The organism is Pseudosporangium ferrugineum, assembly GCF_003002065.1.
Classification (GTDB): Bacteria; Actinomycetota; Actinomycetes; order Mycobacteriales; family Micromonosporaceae; genus Actinoplanes; species Actinoplanes ferrugineus_A.
On the sequence record NZ_PVZG01000015.1, the window covers coordinates 127861 to 147600 of the forward strand.

Here is a 19740-nt window from a genome sequence, read left to right on the forward strand (position 1 = left end):
GGACGATGCGGAAAGAGCAGTGATACAGGTCACAGGCGGCCGGTCCGCGACCCCGAGGGCGAGGTCGCGGACCGGGTACGTGGTTCAGTTGGTCAGTTCGAAGTGGAAACAGCCGTTGTTGGACCGCTCATCGAGGAATCGGGTGACGCGGGGGGTGACCGCGTCGATGAAGCGCTGGGCATTGGTGCCGAATTGCGCCGACGCGACGTCGAAGACCGTTGTCTTCGCGGGGTCTCCGCAGTGCGTGGACACGTTTCGGCAGCCCAGTTCGTTGATCTTGGCGAGCATTGCCGCCTCGATCGTCGCCCGGGCCGCGATCGCCTGCTGGACCGTGGTCATCGAGGCGGTCTGGGAGGCGAAGACGTCGATGACCGCGTCGCCCGCCGCGCCGTAGATGTTCTTCTGGGCCTGGATGTTCTGGGCGAGGGTGCGGGAGGTGTTGGTCAGGTTGTTGAACATGACCCGGGCCTGATCCTGCGGGGTACGCAGGGCGCTGGTCACCGTCGCGCCGGCCTGGCCCGCGACCCGCATGCCGTCCTTGATCGCGTCGACGAGCCCGGTGTCGTTCGGATGGCGTGCGACGGCGCTCAGGTCCAGCGCCACGTCGGCTATCGCGTCCACCCGGGTGGGGCTCACCACCGCGATCAGATGCGTTTCGCCGTCCGGGTCGCCGTCGAGTCTGCTTCCCGGAATGTTCTGGGTGTACGTGCCGACATCCGTTCCGGCCGGCACCGTGACGCTGTGCACGGCATTGCCGATCCGGTTCTCGTACCCGGTGCCCCGGGCCCAGTAGACGTCGATCCGCGCGTTCTGCGTCAGCTTGCCGTAATCGACCGCGTAGCGAAGGTCGAGTCCGCCGCTGTTCGGATTCCAGGAGAGGCGCGGCGTCACCTGACCGACCGCCTCCTGGACGATGTCCACGACGACCGCCGAGTCGTAGTAGGGGTCCGCGACGTTGGCGACTCCGGCGTACACCTGGACCACGTCGCCGTTGGGGTTGACCGGCAGGCGGACGTCGCGCCAGCCGGTCGCGCCCGTCGCATAGTCGAAGGCGAACAGGCCGAGGCCGTTCATGCTGTTGGTCTCGCCGACGAGCCCCTGCGAGCTCTGGGAGCGGGCGAGGACCCGGAAATAGTCGTTGAACTGGCTGCCGTACCAGCCGTAGGGGACCTCGGTGGTGATGAAGCGATACCGTACGCGGACATCGGTCGTGCCCGGAGTCGTGCGGAAGGTGCGGACCACGCTCCGTTCGCCCTGGCCGTACGTGAAAACGGCAAGATCCACGTCGCCGGCCGCAGCCGCTTTCGAGGTCTTGCCGCTCGTGGGCGACACGGGCGCGGGTTTCATCGGCGGGCTGCCGGACCGTTTGCCCGCGGGCGCCGCCTTCGCGGTCACGCCGCCCATCTTGGCGGCGCCGCTCATCGCCTTGACCGCGGCCGGCTGGTAGTTGCCCTCCACGTGGTTGACCAGCGCGACCGGGGCCTTGCTGACGTCCCAGCCCGCGTACCCCTGGCTGAAGTCGTTGTTGGCCACGGTGCTGGGCGTGCCCATGTCCTGCAGGACCACGGTGACTGACCCCGCGTTGCCCATCGTGCCCGCGGCGCCGACGCGGTAGGCGCCGCTCAGTGCGCGGGCGCTGACGTTGACGGTCGTGGCCGGCACGTCCGGCAGGTCGACGACGCCGTTGGTGCTCGTCACGGTCGCCGACACCGACTGGTCGTCCACAGTGGTCAAGGTGACCTCGACGAAACCCTGGTACGGCGCGCCGGACGCCTCCAGGACCGTGGTGTGCAGCGTGTACGAGCCGGCCCAGACCGTGCGGCTCAGGTGCAGCGGCCGCCCGTGGTAGTCCATCGAGTCGAACTCGAGCACGTTGCGGCCGTCGACGAGGGCGCCGGTGAACTGCACGTCCGTCGGGTTGACCGCCATCTTGCCGGCCGGTACGGCGGTGCCGTTGACGGTCAGCCTGGTGAACGCGGGGTCCCGGTAGAACTCCTCACCGAACAGCTCGTACCGCACCACCTTGTTCACCGGGTTGAACGCCTTGCTGTAGAGGCCGACCAGGTCGAGCCGCAGGTTGGACCGGTCGTCGACGTCCGGGTCCAGCGGGGGCGCCTGGGTGGCGACGACGGCGACGAAGACCGGCGTCATGATCGAGGTGCTGTTGGCGCAGAACGTGCGGCCGTTCACGTTCGACGGCGGTCCGGCCGGGAAGCTCCAGTCGTCGCTGCCGCAGACCGTGCCGGGTGTGCCCTGCGCCGTCGTGAGCACCAGGAACGGCCCGCCACCGCCGGACGGGAAGGGGAACTGCACGTCGTCGGTGCTCGGATACTGGTAGACGCGGTTGAGCGCCCCGCTCGAGTTGAAGGAGTCGGGCGAGTTCGTGGCCCGGTCGGTGTTCAGATAGCCGAACGTCCCGGCGGCCGTGCCGAGAACGGAACGCCCCCGCATGAACGTGAACGTGAAGCGCGCGTCGACCGGGTTGCGGTTGACGTCCACGCATTTGACGGTGATCTGGATCGACTGCGCGCCGCCGGGCGACCGCTGCCAGGCCACCATCGCGCACCGGGCGGCGTCCTGGTAGGCGGTGATCTGCATGCTGCCGCCGTCGGAGAGGAAATCGGCCCCGCTGAGCGTGATCCGGGTCAGGCCGACGCCGGTGCGGCCGGCCTCCACCCCGGTGCCGGTGGTCGCCGAGATCGCCGGCCGGTACGACGCCGAGGCCGGCTGGTCGGCGACCAGGTAGGCGTACGCGCCCGGGTTCGGGGTGAGCGTGCCGGTGGCCACCGTGTAGGCCACCGAGAACGCCGCGTCCGCCGGGTTGCCCTGCAGATCCGTGCACTGCACCGGCACCACGACGTCGGCGCCGTCCCTGCCGTAGGGGCCACCGATCCGGCAGTCGCGCACGATGCCGGCCGAGGCGTTCACGACCGGGCTGACATGTGCGACGCCCAGGGTCGGGGTGGCCAGGCCGGCGAAGCGTACGACGGTGTCACCGACGCCCCGCTTCGTCGCCCGGATGTCGCCGTGTGTGCTGCTGTCACGCCGGGCCGCGCTCGGCGTGAACGTCGTGCCGGCCGCCACCGACCGGCCGTCGACCATCGCGTAACCCCACTGGTCCGCCTCCGCGGCGGCCGCCGGGCCGGCGCCGAGCGCCACCGCCGCCCCGGTCGCCACCATCGCGGCGACCAGCGCGCAGACCGTCGCCGGCCTGCTCCGTAGTCTGGACATGCGCCACCTCTCGTCCCGCCGGCCGCTCGTGCGACCGGCGCACCCGAGATTCGGAGGCATCGACGCGTGCGATTGGCCGTACGCGGAACGGGTGTGTGCCCTATTTGGACAATGGGGCGGAACGCAACTGGACGACCCCTCGGAGGTGGGCATGCCGCGGCCCGAGCGCGCGCTGAGCGACAACGGTGACCCCCTCGTGCAGTTCGCCATCGGACTGCGGTGCCTGCGGGAGAAGGCCGGAAACCCGTCGTACCGGTCGCTGGCCGTCCTGGCGAACTTCTCCGCGGCGACCCTCGCGGCGGCCGCGTCCGGGCGCAGGCTCCCGACCCTCCAGGTCACCCTCGCGTACGTGCGCGCGTGCCACGGAGACGTCGCGGAGTGGGAGAGCCGCTGGCGCGCGCTGGCCAGGACGGACGTCGCCGAGCCGGGTGAGCCGGTCGCGGGCACTCCGCCGTACGCCGGACTCGCCCCCTTCGAGGAGGACGACGCCGAGCTGTTCTTCGGCCGTACGGCGCTCGTCGCCGACCTGGTGCGGCGGGTCTCCCGGCGCCGGCTGGTCGCGGTGTTCGGCCCGTCGGGCGTCGGCAAGTCCTCGCTGGTGCGCGCGGGGCTGATGGCGGCGATGCCCCGGCCGGCCGTGCTGATGGTGCCGGGGGAGCACCCGCTGACCGATCTCGCGCTGCGCCTGGCCGACCTGGCCCGCGTCCCGGCCGGGGCGCTGCTCGACGACCTGACCGGCGATCCGTCGCACGCCGGGCTGGTGGTGCGGCAGGCGCTGCTCGGCGGGACCTCCGAGCTGCTGCTGGTCGTCGACCAGTTCGAGAACGCGTTCTCCGCCGGCGTGCCCGACGGCGAACGGGCGGCCTTCTTCGCCGCCCTGATCGCCCTGAGCCGGGCGGGCAACAGGACCCGCGTGGTCCTCGCGGTGCGCGCCGACCACTACCCGCGGTTCGCCGAGTTCCCCGACCTGCTCGCCGCGATGCAGGACGGGCAGCTGCTGGTGGGCGGGATGAGCCCCGCCGAACTGCGGGAGGCCGTCGTCAAACCGGCGGATCGGGTCGGCGTACGCGTCGAAGGCGCCCTGGTCTCCGCCATCGTGGCCGAGGTGGCCGGCCGCCCGGGCGCGCTTCCGCTGGCGTCGCACGCGTTGCTCGAGGCCTGGCGCCGGCGCCGCGGCACCACGATCACCCTCGACGGGTACGAGGCGGCGGGCGGCGTGGACGGCGCGGTCGCGGCCACCGCCGAGGGCATCTACCGCGACCTCGACGCCGGCGAGCGGCTGGCCGTACGCCGGCTCCTGCTCCGGATGGTCGACCTCGACGACCTTTCCGGGGTACGGGGCCGGCGCGTACCGCGGTCGCACGTCCACGCCGCCGACCCGATCGACCGGCTGGTGGACGCGCGGCTGCTCACCACCGGCCACGGCAGCGTCGAGCTGGCGCACGAGTCGCTGATCCGGGCGTGGCCGCGGCTGCGCCGCTGGGTGGAGGAGGACCGTGCGACGCTGCGCGCCCACCGGCGGCTCGCGGACTCCGCGGCCGTCTGGCAGGAGCTCGGGTACGACCGCGGCAGCCTGTACCGCGGCAGCCAGCTCGCGCAGACCCGCCGCTGGACCGCCACGCCGTCGTGGCGGTCGGCGCTGACCCCGCTGGAGCGCCGGTTCGTCGACGAGAGCATCGCCCACGAGGCCGTCGAGGCGGAACGCCTGCGCCGCCGCCGCTCCCGCCGCCGCCTGCTGTCGTCGGCCCTGACCGGCCTGCTGGCCCTGGTCGCGCCGGCCGGTGGCGCCCGGATGATCGAACCGATGCGCTGCGAGCGCGAGGCCGTCGGGCTGCTCGACGTGCGTACGGGCCTGCTGGTCGCCGCGGAGGACGGCTATCAGGGACCGGACGCGGGGGTGCTGCGGGCGCGGACCCGCCCCGACACGTACGGCACGTGGGAGCAGTTCCAGATGTGCCGCTTCCCGCGCCGGCCGGACAGCTTCCTGCTGCGAGGCTTCGCCGCGCACCGCCGTTTCGTGTCGGCCCGCCCCCGCCTGCCCGGGGACGCGGCGGTCCGGCTCTCCACGGCGAGCAAGGGCCCGTACGAATGGCTGAGAACGATCCCGGCGGCGGGCGGCACGGCCCTGCTGTTCTCGGTCGGCCGCGACCGCTACCTGGCGGCCCGCCGCGGCGGCCCACCCCGGCACACCGGCGTCCTGGACGCGACCGCCACGTCCCCCGAGGACGCCACCGCCTTCCGCCTGACACCCCTTCCCTGACCCGCATATCCTCTGACGGGTACGGCCAATTCCGACATCGGGGATGAGTCACTGTGCGGGCACTCGGGGGCGCTGATCCGTCCACGCTGGACTGGGAGGGCGGGCCGCCGCCCCGTGGGGTGTGGTGGCGGGAGGCAGCGGTCGTGGCCTCGGCGTTCGCGGTGTGTCTGCTCGGCGGGGCGGTGCAGGCGGACGGCACGCTCGCGGCGCCGGCGGTGGCCGCGTATCTCGTTGCCGGGGTGTCGGGCGGAGTGCTCGCCATGCGGCGGCGGGCGCCGCTGGCCGTGGTGGTCGTTGCGGCCGGGGCCGGGGTGCTCGCCCAGCCGGCGGGGCTCTTCCTGTCGCCGCTCGTGGCCGCGCCCGCCGTGGTGGCCGTCCATCACTACGCGCTCACCGAGCGGGTGGAGCGGCGCGCGGTGGGGGTCGTGCTGGCCGTCTCGGCGGCGCTGCTGGTCGCCTCCGCCTTCTCCTCGCTCGCGCAGCTGTCCTGGCAGGACGCGAGCAGGATGGGTCTGGTGGCCGCGTTTCCACTGGTGGCGGGGATGCTCGGGCGGTCGGTGCGGAACCGGCGGGCGTATTTGGCGGCGGTGGAGGACCGGGCCCGGCGGGCCGAGGAGAGCCGGGACAGCGAGGCGCGGCGGAGGGTGGCCGGGGAACGGCTGCGGATCGCCCGGGAGCTGCACGACCTCGTCGCGCATCAGATCACCCTGGCGAACGCGCAGGCCGCGGTCGCCGCCCATCTGTTCGACGTCCGCCCGGAGCAGGCCCGCACGAGCCTCGGCCAGCTCGTCGAGACCACCGGCCAGGCCCTCGACGAGCTGCGGGCGGCGGTCGGTCTGCTGCGGCAGTCCGGGGACACCGCCGCGCTCGCCGATCCGGCGCCCGGGCTGTCCCAGCTGCCCGCGCTCCTCGACTCGTTCCGGGGCGCGGGCCTGGAGGTCTCGGTGCGTCAGGAGGGTACGGCCCGGCCTCTGCCGCCCGGTGCGGACCTCACGGCGTACCGGATCGTGCAGGAGGCGCTGACCAACGTGACTAAGCACGCGGGCGCCGGCGAGGCCCGCGTCGGCCTCACGTGGGAGCGTGATCGGGTGACCATCACGATCGAGGACGACGGGAAGGGCGCCCGTACGGCCCCGGACCATGCGCCCGGTTACGGCCTGATCGGAATGCGGGAACGGGCCGCCGCGGCCGGGGGCACCCTCTCCGCGGGCCGCCGTGCGGAGGGCGGGTTCCTCGTCCGGGCCCGCCTGCCGCTCGCCCCCGGCAGGGCCGGCGGGGGAGCGCCGTGACGCTCCGGGTGCTGCTCGCCGACGATCAGGCCCTGCTGCGCGAGGCGTTCCGGCTGCTCCTCGACAGCGCCGCCGACATCACCGTGGTCGGTGAGGCCGCCGACGGGGGCGCGGCGGTGCGGCTGGCGCGGGAGCTGCGCCCGGACGTGGTGATCATGGACATCCGGATGCCGGAGGTCGACGGCCTCACCGCCACGTCGGAGATCTGCGCGGACCCGGACCTGCGGGCCACCCGCATGCTGGTGCTCACCACGTACGAGAGCGACGAGTACGTCGCCCGGGCCCTGCGCGCGGGTGCCAGCGGCTTCATCGGCAAGGGCATCGGGGTGGAGGCTCTGCTCGACGCCGTGCGTACGGTCGCGGCGGGCGACACCCTGCTGTCGCCCGCCGCGACCCGCTCGCTGGTCGCCCGCTTCCTGGCGACGCCGGAGGAGCCGGCGCACCGGATCCCCGAGCGGCTCGGCGTGCTCACCGCGCGCGAGCGGGAGATGGTGTCCCTGGTCGCCACCGGACTCTCCAACCAGGAGATCGCCGAGCGGATGTTCCTCAGCCCCTTCACCGTCCGCGCCCACGTGCAGCGCGCCATGACGAAACTCCAGGCGCGGGACCGGGCCCAGCTGGTCGTCATCGCGTACCGGTCGGGCCTGGTCCGGGCCACGCCCGATCAGGAATCCTGAGCCCCGCCGGGCGGCGGGGGCAGCACGAGGGCCGAGTGGGCCGGCCGCGCCGTGGCGGACGGCAGGGTTCGCAGGCCGCGAAGCATCGTGTTGCGCTGTTCCAGGGCCCGTTCGGTGGTGGGGAACAGCGTGGCCGCGCCGTTGTCGACCAGCGCCTGGTTCAGGGTGACGAACGGGCGCAGCCCCCGCTCGTAGGCGGCGAAGGCGGCGGTGTGGTCGTCCTCGGTGGCCAGGGCATGGCCGAGCAGGTACGCGCCGGCGAGCGCGAGACTCGTTCCCTGGCCGGTGAGGAACGACGGCGCGTACGCGGCATCCCCGGCGAGCGCGACCCGGCCGTTGGACCAGCGCGGCATTCGGATCTGGCCCGCCGTGTCGAAGAACAGGTCATCGGCGTCGCGCATGGCCTCGACCATGGCCGGCACCTTCCACCCCGCGCCGGCGAAGGTCGTGGCGACCAGCTCCCGCTGGGCTTGCGGGTTCCGCAGGGCCGCGGACGGCGGCTCGGGCCGGTGGAAGTTCAGGAACGCGTGCAGCTCGCCGTCGTCCCCGACGGCGTAGAGGGCGGCGGCCCGGCCGGGAGTGGCCCACACGGCCAGCTCGTGGGACATCCCGAAGCTGTTCGGCATGGTGAAGATGGCGAAGCCGTACCCGAGGTAGCGGTGGAACCGCTCCTCGGGACCGAAGACCGAGGCCCGGGTACGCGAGTGCATGCCGTCGGCGCCCACCACCAGATCGAACGTGCGCTGCCGCCCGTCCCGGAAGGTCACGTCGACCCCGTGCGCGGACTGGTCGAAGGTGTCGACGGAGGTGCCGAACAGGAACTCGGTGTCGTCGCGGACCAGCGCGTACAGGCTCGCGGTGAGGTCTCCGCGACGCACCTCCAGGTCTCCCTCCCCGGCGTCGCCGCCCGGGGTCAGCGAGATCAGTTCGCTGCCGTCGGCGTGCAGGAACGTGGCGCGCCGCATGTCGACGTGGGCGTCGCGCAGCCGCGGGAGGATCCCCATCCGCCGCACGATCTCCACCGCGCTGCCGCGGATGTCGATCGGGTATCCGCCGTCGCGCGGTGCGTCCGCCTTCTCCACCACCGTGACGGCGAATCCGGCGCGGCGCAGCCAGTAGGCCAGGGCGGGGCCCGCGATGCTGGCTCCTGAGATGAGAACCGTGGTCATGACCGGGCTCCGTTCCTGCGGAGGAAGAAGATGGACAGCGTGGTGATGAGGCCGGCGACGAGGAAGCCCGTGACGAACGCCGGCTCGGCCGGCAGCCCGGTCAGCGGATCGGTGCCGGCGACGAGGATGGAGCCGGCGACCTGGGAGCCGACGATGATGCCGAACACCCGGGTGACCACGAGGAGGCTGGTGGCGATGCCGGTGTCCTTCGCGTCGACGGTGGACGCGGTGCCGGCGAGCAGCGCCGTGGTGCCGGCGCCGGCGGCGAACGCGGCCAGCACCTTCGCGACCGCGAGCTGCCACGGCGCGTCGTGCAGCGACGACAGGACGATCATCGTGGCCGCGGTGACACCGATGCCGGTGAGGACCACGGCGCGCGAGCCGAAGCGCCGCGCGGCGAGGCCGCCGATCGAGTCGCTGACCGCGCCGGCGATCGCCCCGGGCAGCAGGAGCAGCCCGATGTCGGTGGTGCTGAGCCCGAAGCCGTGGCCGTCGCCCGGCACCGCGAACAGCTGCGGGAGCAGGAGGACCACCATGCCGAAGGCGACGGACGTGATGAAGGTGAGGACGAACGCGCTCCGGATCGCCGGCCGGGCCAGCATCCGCAGGTCGACCATCGGCGAGGCGGCCCGGCGCTCGACGAACACCCAGGTGGTGGCGAGGCCGGCCACGACCGCCACGACGGCGGCGATCCCGATCGGCGGCAGGCCGCCGGTCACCGCGACGAGCCCCACCATGAGCGCGAGCAGCGTGACGCTCAGCAGGGCCACACCGAGCCAGTCGATCCGCTCGTCGGACGGCGCCGGGGGATCGTGCGGCATCAGCCGGGCCACGGCCGCCGTCGCGGTGAGGATCACGATCGTCGGCAGGGCGAAGATCCACTGCCAGGACAGCGCGTGGGCGATCGGCCCGGCGACCGACGTACCGATGATGCCGCCGCCGGTGAAGAGCGCGAGGACCACGCCAATGGCCGCCTGCGACTCACCCGTCGAGAGATGCTTGCGCACCAGGATGAAGGAGAGCGGCAGCGCGCCCACCATGACACCCTGCAGGACCTGGCCGGCCAGCAACGTGGGCAGGTTCGGCGCCAGGCCGGCCAGCAGGCCGCCGGTCGAGACCACGGCCATCAGCCAGAGCAGCACCCGCTTGCCGCCGTAGCGGTCGCCGAGCTTGCCGGCGACCGGTGCGAGGACCGCGCCGGTGATGAGCAGGGCGTTGGAGACGAGCGCCCCCTCGGCGGGGCTCACGCCCAGCTCGCGTTGCAGCATCGGGAGCGCGGGCTCCACCACCGACTGCAGGGTGCCGAGGGAGAGGGCCAGTACGCCGAGGGCGCCGATGGCCCGCCTCCCGGGACGGGCCGGGGAGACCGGCGGTGCCGTGGGAACCGCTGTTGTGGACACGGAAGTTCCTTTCCACCTGAGGGCTGAGGATCTGACGCGTTCCACACTTCCGCCGGACGTCCCGCGCGGCATCGTCATCCGTCACTGTCTCCGCCTGGTGCGACGGCACGAGCCACCAGCGGTTCCTGGTGCGTACGCACCACCCGCGAGATGCTGTCCGACACGCGACATTGAAGGGACAACGTGTCATCTCCTTGCCAGCCGGAGGTACACGCCCGTAGCGTTATCGTCTCCTCTGCGTAGTCGCGAGTACCATGCGTGCGCGCCGGCGCGCCGGTCGGCAGGGTGCTTCCGTACTACTCCAGGGCTCGCGGAAGGGGCACGATGGTCGAGAGTGGAGGGCCCGGCGACGGGCTCGTCCTGGGTGTACTCTCCCCCTTCCTCGGCGGTTGGTATTTCGGTGGCGTCATAGAGGGGGTCGCGCAGGTCGCGGCCGACGCCGGTGCGGCCGTGGTGGCCATGCAGACCCTGGACGCGGGCACCGATCAGCTGGAGCTCGCCGAGCCGCCGCACCCGCCGCACCCGCTCGCCTGGGAGCACGCCGCCGGCTTCGTGGTGATCGTGAACTCGGCGAGCGCCAAGTACCTGCACGAGATCCAGGCCACCGGCCGGCCGGTCGTCGTGGTCAGCCACGAGTTCCCCGAGCTGGACTGCCACACCGTGTTCCCGGACAACCGGGTCGGGGTGCGCGCCGCCGTCGAACACCTGATCCGGCACGGGCACCGGCGCATCGCGTTCGCCGGCTTCATGGGCGCGCAGGACCAGCGGGAACGCTGCGAGACGTACCGGCGCACGCTGCTCGCGCACGGCATCACGCCCGATCCCGCCCTGATCTTCGAGGCCACCGACAACCAGCGGGCCGGCGGGGAGGGTGCCGCCCGCGCCATGCTCGCGGCGGGCCTGCCGTCCACGGCGGTGGTGACCGGCACCGACCTCAACGCGATCGGCGTGATCCGGGTGCTCACCGGCGCCGGCTGCCGCCTCCCCGACGACCAGGCCATCGTCGGCTTCGACGACCTCTCGGACGCGTCGTTCACCGAGCCGCGGCTGACGACTGTGCGGCAGCCGCTCTTCCGGGTCGGTTCCACCGCGGCGCGGGTCCTGCTGTCGGCCATCGACGGTACGGGCGGAGCACCCGAACGGCATCAGGTGGCGACGCAGCTGGTCGTCCGCGAGTCGTGCGGCTGCCCCACGCCGGAGTTCCCGGACAGCGAGGCCGACGCCGTGCGCTCGCCCGAGACGCTGCGCGCGCAGGGCCGCATGCAGTACCGCGAACGCACCCGGCTCCAGCGGTTCCTGAGCAGCCAGTACGACATCAGCCTCGACCTGCTGCGCAGCCACGAGGAGGATCCCCGCAAGCTGGGCTGGCTGCGCCGTACGTCGGCCCGCGCCGGCTGCCTCGGCCTCTGGACCGAGACGCCCGACGCCGGGGACCAGACCCTCGACATCGTCGGGCACTTCCACCGCGCGGCGCCGGACCCGGCGTTGCCGGCGGCCCCGCTCCCGCCGGTCAAGGCCAGCGGCTTCCCGCCCAAGGAGATCCTGCACGCGGCCCGCGCCGAGCCGGGCTCGCTGACGTTCGTCGTCCCGGTCCGCGTCCGCAACCGCGACTGGGGGCTGCTCGCGACCGTGGACCGGGTGGACCTGCAGGCGGCCACCGGACGCGAGCCCATCAACCAGTGGGCCGCGCTGCTGACGGTCGCGCTGGACTACCAGGCGGTGCTGCGGACGCTGCGGGAGCAGAAGGAACAGCTGCGCGAGAGCGCGCTCTACGACCACCTCACCGGCCTGCCCAACCGGGCCCACTTCCTCCAGCTGCTGGCCACCGCGATGGCACCCGGACCGGAGCGCCGGCCCGACGTGGCCGTGCTCTTCGTGGACCTCGACGGCTTCAAGCTGATCAACGACACGTACGGCCACGCGGTCGGCGACCAGATCCTGGTGGAGGTCGCCGCCCGCCTCCGCGCCGAACTCGGCGGCCACGGCACCGCGGGCCGCTTCGGCGGCGACGAGTTCCTGGTCCTGCTGGACGCCCTCGACGACGGCCACACCCCGATGACGATGGCGAAGCGGCTCCAGGCCGCCCTCAACCGCCCGCACCGGCTGGCCGGCCAGCACCTCATGGTGACGGCCAGCATCGGCGTCGCCCTCGCCCACGACACCCCGGTGACGGACGCAGAATCCCTGGTCCGGGACGCGGACACGGCGATGTACTGGGCCAAGTCCCGCCGCACGGGCAGCCGCGCGGTCTTCGAACCCTGCATGCACGACGGCATCTCCACCCGCCCGCCCGTCGACGGCGCCTGCTGACGGTTCACCGCCGTTCTCTCACTTGGGTCGCCGGCGCTCTCACTTCGGGCCGGCCGGACGGGGTGTCCCGTTACGTTGCGGGTCATGAGAGCTGTTGTTTTCTCCGAGTTCGGGCCGCCCGGGGTGGTGCGGGTGGCCGAGGTCGACGCGCCGCATGCCGGGCCCGGGGAGGTTCGCGTCGCGGTGCGGGCGTCCGGGTTGTCGACGGGGGAGGTGCTGATCCGGTCCGGGCGGCTGGGTGACGTGGTGCCCGTCGTGTTCCCGTGGCGGACCGGGTTCGACGCCGCCGGGGTGGTCGACGAGGTCGGTGCCGGGGTCGCCGGGGTGGCGGCCGGCGACGAGGTGTTCGGCATGGCATCGCCGGCCGCGCGGGGCACCAACGCCGAGTACGCGGTGCTGAGCGCGTGGGCTCCCCGGCCCGCCGCGTGGAGCTGGGCGGAGGCGGGTGGCGCTGCCGGGAGCGTCGAGACCGGCACCCGGGTGCTGGATCGGCTGGGGGTCGGCGCCGGGCACACCGTTCTCGTGCACGGCGCGGCCGGGGCGGTCGGCAGCGTCGCGGTGCAGCTCGCGGCCGCCCGTGGTGCGGCGGTCATCGGTACGGCGAGCGAGCATCACCACGACTTCCTGCGTGCGTTCGGCACGGTGCCCACGACGTACGGTCAAGGGCTGCCGGACCGGGTCCGCGAGCTGGCGCCGCGCGGGGTGGACGCGGTGTTCGACTGCGCCGGAGGGGCGCTGCCCGACCTGATCGCCATCGCGGGGGACGCGGCCCGCGTGGTGACGATCGCCGACTTCGAGGCGGCCTCGTACGGCGTCCACCTGTCCCACGGCGCACCCTCGGGCGAGACGGGCGAGGCGGTGGGCTCCGGCGCCGATCCGCTCGCCGTCCACGGGCTCGGGCTCGCGGTGCGGCTCGCCGGATCGGGGCGGCTGCGGATCCCGGTCGCGGCGACGTTTGCGCTGGCCGAGGTCGCGGCGGCACACGAGCTGAGCGAGACCCGCCACGCATGCGGGCGGATCGTGCTGCTCACCTGACCGCTGCACGGATGCGTCCGCGCGACCGTCGGGGCCGGCGGGCCGATCAGTTGCCGGCGCTCTCGTAGCGGCGCAGGCCGCGCTTGAAGACGAGCGCGGCCGCGCCGGCGCAGTACGCCGCCACCAGCGGGGTGATCAGTCCGAGCCACCGCGACTGGCCGGTGTCCAGCAGGTACGCCGTCGGGAAGAAGCTGATGAACGCGAACGGCAGCACGGCGCCGAGCACCGCCTTGAGCGCCACCGGGTAGACGGAGAGCGGGAAGCGGGCCAGGTCGCCGACCTGGTGCATGGCGAAGGCGAACATCGGGGTGGGGCTGGACAGCCAGAACGACACCGCGTTGGTGGCCAGGTTGATCGACAGCTTGATGACCACCGAGCTGATCAGCAGGATGACGCCGAGCAGCGCCCGCCACGGCGTCCACGGGATGTCCGCGTGCGCCAGGCCCGTACCGATCATGATGCCGCCCATGACGATGTTGCTCAGCCCGTTGATGCCGACGTTGGCGCTGCTCGACTGCAGCGCCACCGGGTAGGGGCGGACCAGGAAGTAGTCCAGGTCGCCCCGGTTGATCTGCCAGGCCAGGCTCCACATGCCGTCGAAGAACAGCGAGCAGAAGCCCTCGGCCAGGGCCACCGCGCCGAACATGATCAGCACCGACCAGAACGTCCAGCCGTGCACGTCGGGCACCTTGGCGAACAGCGCCGCCAGGAAGACGATGTTGACCACCTGCATCAGCACGGTGGCCAGCGCCAGGATCACGAAGTCGGCCTCGTACTCCAGCATCGAGCGGAAGTGGGCGCCGAGCAGGCGGAGGTAGAGCCGTGGCGTACGCATGTCAGCCTCCGTTGACGGTGAGCCGGCGCAGCGCCCGCTGCCACACCAGGCGCGCGCCGAACCAGAGGGCGAGGACCCAGCCGGCCTGCACCGCGACGAGCACCAGGGCGTGCCGCCCGTCGACCCGGCCCAGGAAGATCAGCGCGGGGGTGGAGGTGAGCCCGGCGAACGGCGACCACTGGGCCGCCCCGGCCAGCCAGCCCGGCAGGTAGGCGAGCGGGATCAGCGCGCCGGAGAAGAGGTTCACCACGGCCAGCCGGGCCCACTGCACACCCATGAAGTTCTGCGTCCAGAAGCAGGCGAGCGTGCTGACATAGACGATCAAGAATTTCAACGGTACGAGCACCAGCATGCTGACCGCGAACAGGGCGAGCCCCGGCGCGGCCGGGACGTCCACGCCGCCGGTGAGGGCCATCGCGATGCCGACGACCACCGCGATCAGCACGACCTCGATCCACAGCCCGCCGAGCGCCTCGGCGAACCGGGCCCGCTGGTAGTCGATCGGCTTGACCAGGTCCAGCGCGACGTCCCCGTCCAGGATCCGGAACGCCATCCGGAAGTCGCCCATGATCGACACCACCGTCCCCGCCGCGAACGCCACCAGCAGGTACGCCCGCATCTGCGGCCAGGTGAAGCCGTTCACCGGCGAGTCCGCGAGGATGACCCGCCACACCGCGAGCAGCGCGACCAGCTGCATGAGCACGCCGCCGAGGCCGAGCAGCAGGTTGAACCGGTACGCGAGCGCCGCCCGCGCGGTGGCCCGGATCAGGGCCCGGTAGCCCCTCATCCGAGCACCAGTTCACCGGAGTACACCCGGCGGATGACGTCCTCGATGCTCGGCTCGTCCACCCGGATGTCCACCAGTTCGGCGAGCCCGGCGAGGGCGGTCACCACCTGCCCGGCCGTCATGGCGAAGCGGTCGAAGCGCACCGCGTACCGGACGGGGGTGTCCTCGACCGTGACCTCCGCGCCGGGCAGCGACGCCCGCAGGGTCTCCAGCGGCGCCGGCCGGGCCGTCTCGATGTGCAGGATCCGCTCCCGCGCGAAGCGGTCCTTCACCGCCTCCAGGTCGCCGTCGAAGATGATCCGGCCCTCGTCGATGATCACCAACCGGCGGCAGAAGCCCTCGATGTCGGCGAGGTCGTGGCTGGTCAGCATCACGGTCGTACCCTCGTCCCGGACGCTGCGGAAGAACTCCCGCACCCGGTCCTTGACCGCCAGGTCGAGCCCGATGGTCGGCTCGTCGAGGTAGACCACCCGCGGCGCGTGCAGCAGGGCCGCCGCGAGATCCGCGCGCATGCGCTGACCCAGCGACAGCTTCCGGCCCATCACCGGCAGGATCTCGCCGAGCGCCAGCACCTCGTCGAACCGGGCCAGCCGCTTGCGGTACGTCGCCCGGTCGATGCCGTAGAGGTCACGCAGCACCGCCAGCGACTCGGCCACCGGCAGGTCCCACCACAGCTGCGTACGCTGCCCGAACAGCACCCCGATCCGGTGCGCCACGGTCATCCGGTCCCGCTGCGGGTGCAGGCCGTCGATGCGTACCTCGCCGGAGGTCGGCACCAGAATCCCGCTCAGCAGCTTGACGGTGGTCGACTTCCCGGCGCCGTTCGGGCCGACGTACGCGACCGCCTCGCCCGCCTCGATCGACAGGTCGACGTGATCGACCGCGACCTTGTCGGTGAACCGCCGGGCGAACAGGTGCTTCACGGATCCGCCCAGCCCGGGACCCTTGTCCGGCCGGCGGAACACCTTGGTGAGGGCTTTCGCCTCGACGATCGGCATGCGTCAGCAACCCCCCGTACCGTGCACGACATCGACCGACACCACCGTACGGAACCGCTTCCGGACCGCAATCCAATTACCGTGCCCGTGGGACGCGCGACCGTGCCCCTATGTGCACGGGTCGCCGATGGACCATGTCCTCCCGTCCCGTGCACCACGGCCGCAGCAGAGGAGCCCTCATGCCCGCCGAGGAAGACACCGGCCCCGCCCCTCACCCGCCGTCCGCGGTGCGCGTCGCGGTCACCGCCGGCCTCATCGGGGGCCTGATCGGGGCAGCCATGAGCGCCCTGGTCAACTACGCGCTCGTCGGCCTGCCGGGCAGCACGGCGGTCAACGTCCTCAACCACGCCATCTCCGGCCTGCTCAGCGGCTTCCTCGGCGGCTTCTTCGGCCTCCTGATGTACCGCCGCAAGCACGACTGAGGCCCGCCTCGCGGGATGCGGGACGGGCCTCTCACTGCCGTTCGATCAGCGGGCGCCCGCGGTGTAGAGCGCCGTGATCTCCTCGTCGGTGAGGGTGCGGTTGTACGCGTGGACCTCGTCGATCGCGCCCGACCAGTAGTCGGTGCGGTTGCCGGCGTACTTGGCGCGGCCCACCGACAGCGGGCCGGTGCTCGCCACGTCCGGGCCGGCCGGGACCGCGGCGACCCGCCGGCCGTCGACGTAGAGCCGGACCTCGCCGGTGGCGTGGTCGCGGACGCCGGCGAGGTGGTACCAGCGGTTCAGGTCGGGGGTGACCGCCAGCCGGGCCCGGTTGCCGCCCGGGGTGCTGAAGGCGAAGGCGCCCTGGCCGTACTGAAGGTAGAACGGGTTCTCCTGGGCGCGACCGTCCTGGCTGACCACCGTGGCGTAGTTGCCCGGCAGCTTGTCGAGCGTCACCCAGGCCGACACCGTGTAGTCCTTCGTGGTGTCGAGGACCGGCGCCGCGGTGTCGGCGTAGTCGCCGTCGCCGTCGAACTTCAGCGCCTTGCCGCGGTTGCCGGCGATCCACGAGGTGTCGCCGGTCAGCGTCAGGTGGGCGTTGCTCCCGCTGGTGTCGCGGGCCGTCGTGCCGGTGCCCTCGTCCAGGCTCCAGTCGCCCCGGCCGGGGAAGGCCGCCGGGTTGCCGGCGGTGGCTCCGGCCTTGATCACTTCGAGGTTCACCGCCCGTACGGCCGCGGCGTCGACCTTGATCTCGCGCCGGTCGTACGTCCACAGGCCGTTGAGCTCGTTCTCCAGGTCGGTGATCTGGGTGTAGACCGAGCCGGACAGCTCCGCCCGCGCCGCCTCCACGTAGAACTGGCGGGTGTTGTCGACGTACTTGGCCGTCAGTGCGGCCTTGTCCGGGACGCCGCTGTAGATGTTGGCCGGCGCGCCGGGCCACATGTGGCCGGGGGTGCGCAGGGTGAAGCCGCCGTGCTCGCCGTCCATCGCGACGCGGGTGGCGTCCGGGAACGGCGGGTCGTTGTTGACGTAGTCGTGGTGGTCGATCACGTCGCCCTTGCCGGAGTCACCCTTGGAATCGCAGCAGTTCACGCCGCTGTGGGCGTTGAGGATGCGGGACGGGTCCGCCGCCTTCATCTGCTCGGCGATGCGGCCGGTCTCCTCCCGGTTCCACTCGCCCCAGCCCTCGTTGAAGACGATCCAGCCGATGATGGACGGGAAGCTGTGCAGCTGCTGCATCATCTCCCGGCCCTGGCTGAGGAACGCCTGCTGGCCCTCGGTGCCCTTGATGTCGGCGGAGACGAAGTCCTGCCAGACCATCAGGCCGAGCTCGTCGGCGTGCCGGTAGAAGCGGGCGGACTCCACCTTGATGTGCTTGCGGACCGCGTTGAAGCCGAACTTCTTCGTCTCCTCGAGGTCGAAGCGCAGCGCCGCGTCGCTCGGCTGGGTGTAGAGGCCGTCCGGCCAGAAACCCTGGTCCAGCGTGGCCAGCGAGAAGATCGGCTTGCCGTTGAGGACGAGCTTCGGGAAACCGCCCACCTTCTGTACGGCGATCGAGCGCAGGCCGAAGTAGCTGCGGGCGCTGTCACTGCTGCGCCCGTCGGTCAGCTTGACGTCCAGGTCGTACAGGTACGGGTCGTCCGGGCTCCACAGCCGCGGGCCGGCGATCTTCAGCCGGAGGTCGCTGTTGGCCGTACCGGTGACGCTGCCGGCCTTCTTGCCCTTCTTGTCCAGGACGGTGACGGTGACGCGGGCCCGCGGCGAGGCCGTGGCCGAGGCGACCTTCACGACGACCGAGCCGGTCGCCACGTCCGGGGTGCTGACGACCTGGTCGATCGAGGCGGCGGAGACCGGCTCCAGCCACACGGTCTGCCAGATGCCCGACGACGGCTCGTAGACGATGCCGCCCGGGTTCAGCGACTGCTTGCCCTTCGGCTGGTTCGGGCCGGTCACGTCGGTGACGCCGACGATGATCTCCTGCGGGCCGTGGCCGCGCAGCGCGCCGGTGATGTCGGCGGTGAAGGCGTTGTAGCCGCCGGTGTGCTCGGTGACGAGCTTGCCGTTGACCCAGACCTTCGCCTGGTAGTCGACCGCGCCGAAGTTCAGCTTGACCCGCTTGTTCCACCAGCCCTTGGGGACGGTGACCACCTTGCGGTAGAACATGTGGTCCTCGCGCCGCTCGATGCCGGACAGCTGCGACTCGACCGGGAACGGCACGATGATCCGCTCGCCGAGCTTCTTGCCGAAGACCGGCTGCTCGCCGGCCTCGGCGCCGGCGAACTCCCACGGGCCGTTCAGGTTGAGCCAGTCCTTGCGGACGAGCTGCGGCCGGGGGTATTCCGGCAGCGGGTGCCGGCGGTCCAGCCGGTCGCCCCACGGGGTGGTCAGCCGGTGCGTGGAGAGGTTGGTGGCGGTGCGACTGACCTGCGGCACGGCCTCCCCGCCCACGATCAGGCCGCCGTTGCCGTCGTAGTTGACCCGGACCTTCTGCTTCTTCTGTACGGGCTCAGCCAGCGTGACCACGATCCTGGTGCGATCGCGCCGGTCGACCCGCGCGGACGCGATCGGGAACGGGGTGGTGTCCACCTCGACCGTGAGGTGGGACGCGAACTGCGCGAGGTCATTCACCCGGCCGTCGAAGTCGGCGACGACGGTCTTCCCGTCCTCGCCGACCTCGAAGGCGACCGGGTACACCTGGAAGCCGTCCGGCGGGGTGAACGCCGACTCCGGCACGATCTGCTTGGCGAGGCCGGCCCCGGCCCACCGCAGGAAGAGGTTCGCGCCGCCGACATCCTGGAACATCTCGATGCGTACGGTGTGCGCCACCCCCGCCTCCAGGCGCACGGGCGCGCTGGTCTGCTCGACGTCCCAGTCGCCGACCCAGTGGTCGATCACCGGCTTCTCGTCGAGCAGGAAGCGGAATCCGTTGTCACCGATCATGGAGAACGTGTAGTCCCCGGTGGCCGGCGCGGTGAGCTTGCCGGTCCAGCGGGCGGTGGTGTGCTCCGAGCGCCCGGTCAGCGTCTGGAACGTGCCGACCAGGCCGGGCAGGTCGATGTTGGAGTCGAGCAGGGTGCCGCCGAGCTCCGCGAAGTCGCGGGCGCCGGGGGCGGACATGCGGAAGTACTCGCCCTTGAGACCGTGCACGGTCACTGCCGCTTCGGGCGCTGGGGCGGCGGAGGCGGCGCCGGTGGGCACCGCGAGAACGGAGACGACCAGCAGGACCGCGAGGAGCAGTGGTCGCAGGGGCGATCGTGGCATCGAGTGTTTCCCTTCGATCAACGATGGGTTGCGACCACAATCAACCATTCACATGCATGACGTCAA

13 protein-coding genes are annotated in these 19740 nt (G+C 72.2%); 6 read left to right on the top strand and 7 right to left on the bottom strand.

Translation table 11 applies throughout. The features are described 5' to 3' along the window. Positions 1-84 precede the first annotated feature (84 nt). The gene (locus CLV70_RS28110) at positions 85-3231 is read right to left on the bottom strand and encodes a carboxypeptidase-like regulatory domain-containing protein (protein WP_146164188.1); all 3147 of its coding nucleotides are present in this window, start codon (positions 3229-3231) and stop codon (positions 85-87) included. 151 nt (positions 3232-3382) lie between these two features. On the opposite strand from CLV70_RS28110, the gene CLV70_RS28115 reads away from it, so the two are divergent. Genes CLV70_RS28115 through CLV70_RS28125 form a run of 3 tightly spaced genes read left to right on the top strand, consistent with a single transcriptional unit; the run spans position 3383 to position 7457 of the window. Then, positions 3383-5491, top strand: coding sequence for an nSTAND1 domain-containing NTPase (locus CLV70_RS28115; RefSeq protein WP_146164189.1), 2109 nt, complete (start codon positions 3383-3385; stop codon positions 5489-5491). 53 nt (positions 5492-5544) lie between these two features. After that, positions 5545-6780 carry a sensor histidine kinase gene (locus CLV70_RS28120; RefSeq protein WP_211303909.1) on the top strand — a complete coding sequence of 412 codons (1236 nt, stop codon included), beginning with the start codon at positions 5545-5547 and terminating at the stop codon, positions 6778-6780. Beyond that, positions 6777-7457: a response regulator transcription factor gene (locus CLV70_RS28125; protein WP_106129615.1), complete on the top strand. Its 681-nt coding sequence runs from the start codon at positions 6777-6779 to the stop codon at positions 7455-7457. The genes CLV70_RS28120 and CLV70_RS28125 overlap by 4 nt, the downstream gene beginning before the upstream one ends. Here CLV70_RS28125 and CLV70_RS28130 read toward each other — a convergent pair. Beyond that, positions 7445-8626 (bottom strand): FAD-dependent monooxygenase, encoded by a 1182-nt coding sequence (locus tag CLV70_RS28130; RefSeq protein WP_106129616.1) that lies wholly within the window; start codon positions 8624-8626, stop codon positions 7445-7447. The genes CLV70_RS28125 and CLV70_RS28130 overlap by 13 nt on opposite strands. Further along, positions 8623-10026, bottom strand: a complete 1404-nt coding sequence (locus tag CLV70_RS28135; RefSeq protein WP_245908506.1) for an MFS transporter — start codon at positions 10024-10026, stop codon at positions 8623-8625. Before CLV70_RS28135 ends, CLV70_RS28130 begins: the two co-directional genes overlap by 4 nt. Positions 10027-10350: 324 nt before the next feature. On the opposite strand from CLV70_RS28135, the gene CLV70_RS28140 reads away from it, so the two are divergent. Together CLV70_RS28140 and CLV70_RS28145 are read left to right on the top strand one after the other, a co-directional pair. After that, positions 10351-12336, top strand: coding sequence for a substrate-binding and GGDEF domain-containing protein (locus CLV70_RS28140; protein WP_106129617.1), 1986 nt, complete (start codon positions 10351-10353; stop codon positions 12334-12336). An 84-nt stretch (positions 12337-12420) separates the two neighbouring features. Next, the gene (locus CLV70_RS28145; RefSeq protein WP_106129618.1) at positions 12421-13371 is read left to right on the top strand and encodes an NADP-dependent oxidoreductase; all 951 of its coding nucleotides are present in this window, start codon (positions 12421-12423) and stop codon (positions 13369-13371) included. Between the two features lie 46 nt (positions 13372-13417). On the opposite strand, the gene CLV70_RS28150 is transcribed toward CLV70_RS28145, so the two are convergent. The 3 genes from CLV70_RS28150 to CLV70_RS28160 are packed head-to-tail and all read right to left on the bottom strand — an operon-like array spanning position 13418 to position 15991. Continuing rightward, a complete protein-coding gene (locus tag CLV70_RS28150; RefSeq protein WP_106129619.1) occupies positions 13418-14206 on the bottom strand; it encodes an ABC transporter permease in 789 nt (262 codons plus the stop codon). Position 14207: 1 nt separating this feature from the next. Further along, on the bottom strand, positions 14208-14993 hold the full coding sequence (locus CLV70_RS28155; RefSeq protein WP_106129620.1) for an ABC transporter permease: 786 nt from the start codon (positions 14991-14993) through the stop codon (positions 14208-14210). Further along, positions 14990-15991 (bottom strand): ABC transporter ATP-binding protein, encoded by a 1002-nt coding sequence (locus CLV70_RS28160; protein WP_106129621.1) that lies wholly within the window; start codon positions 15989-15991, stop codon positions 14990-14992. The genes CLV70_RS28155 and CLV70_RS28160 overlap by 4 nt, the downstream gene beginning before the upstream one ends. A 179-nt stretch (positions 15992-16170) precedes the next feature. On the opposite strand from CLV70_RS28160, the gene CLV70_RS28165 reads away from it, so the two are divergent. Beyond that, positions 16171-16413, top strand: a complete 243-nt coding sequence (locus CLV70_RS28165) for a hypothetical protein (protein ID WP_106129622.1) — start codon at positions 16171-16173, stop codon at positions 16411-16413. Positions 16414-16458: 45 nt separating this feature from the next. Here the strand turns inward: CLV70_RS28165 and CLV70_RS28170 are convergent, their stop codons facing one another. After that, positions 16459-19674, bottom strand: coding sequence for a LamG-like jellyroll fold domain-containing protein (locus tag CLV70_RS28170; RefSeq protein ID WP_106129623.1), 3216 nt, complete (start codon positions 19672-19674; stop codon positions 16459-16461). Between the last annotated feature and the right edge of the window lie 66 nt (positions 19675-19740).

Excerpts from the sequence above, each read along its gene's own strand:
- CLV70_RS28170 (WP_106129623.1), bottom strand. The coding sequence starts at position 19,674 with ATGCCACGATCGCCCCTGCGACCACTGCTCCTCGCGGTCCTGCTGGTC.
- CLV70_RS28160 (WP_106129621.1), bottom strand. The coding sequence starts at position 15,991 with ATGCCGATCGTCGAGGCGAAAGCCCTCACCAAGGTGTTCCGCCGGCCG.
- CLV70_RS28115 (WP_146164189.1), top strand. The coding sequence starts at position 3,383 with ATGCCGCGGCCCGAGCGCGCGCTGAGCGACAACGGTGACCCCCTCGTG.
- CLV70_RS28110 (WP_146164188.1), bottom strand. The coding sequence starts at position 3,231 with ATGTCCAGACTACGGAGCAGGCCGGCGACGGTCTGCGCGCTGGTCGCC.
- CLV70_RS28165 (WP_106129622.1), top strand. The coding sequence starts at position 16,171 with ATGCCCGCCGAGGAAGACACCGGCCCCGCCCCTCACCCGCCGTCCGCG.
- CLV70_RS28150 (WP_106129619.1), bottom strand. The coding sequence starts at position 14,206 with ATGCGTACGCCACGGCTCTACCTCCGCCTGCTCGGCGCCCACTTCCGC.
- CLV70_RS28140 (WP_106129617.1), top strand. The coding sequence starts at position 10,351 with ATGGTCGAGAGTGGAGGGCCCGGCGACGGGCTCGTCCTGGGTGTACTC.
- CLV70_RS28145 (WP_106129618.1), top strand. The coding sequence starts at position 12,421 with ATGAGAGCTGTTGTTTTCTCCGAGTTCGGGCCGCCCGGGGTGGTGCGG.
- CLV70_RS28155 (WP_106129620.1), bottom strand. The coding sequence starts at position 14,993 with ATGAGGGGCTACCGGGCCCTGATCCGGGCCACCGCGCGGGCGGCGCTC.
- CLV70_RS28130 (WP_106129616.1), bottom strand. The coding sequence starts at position 8,626 with ATGACCACGGTTCTCATCTCAGGAGCCAGCATCGCGGGCCCCGCCCTG.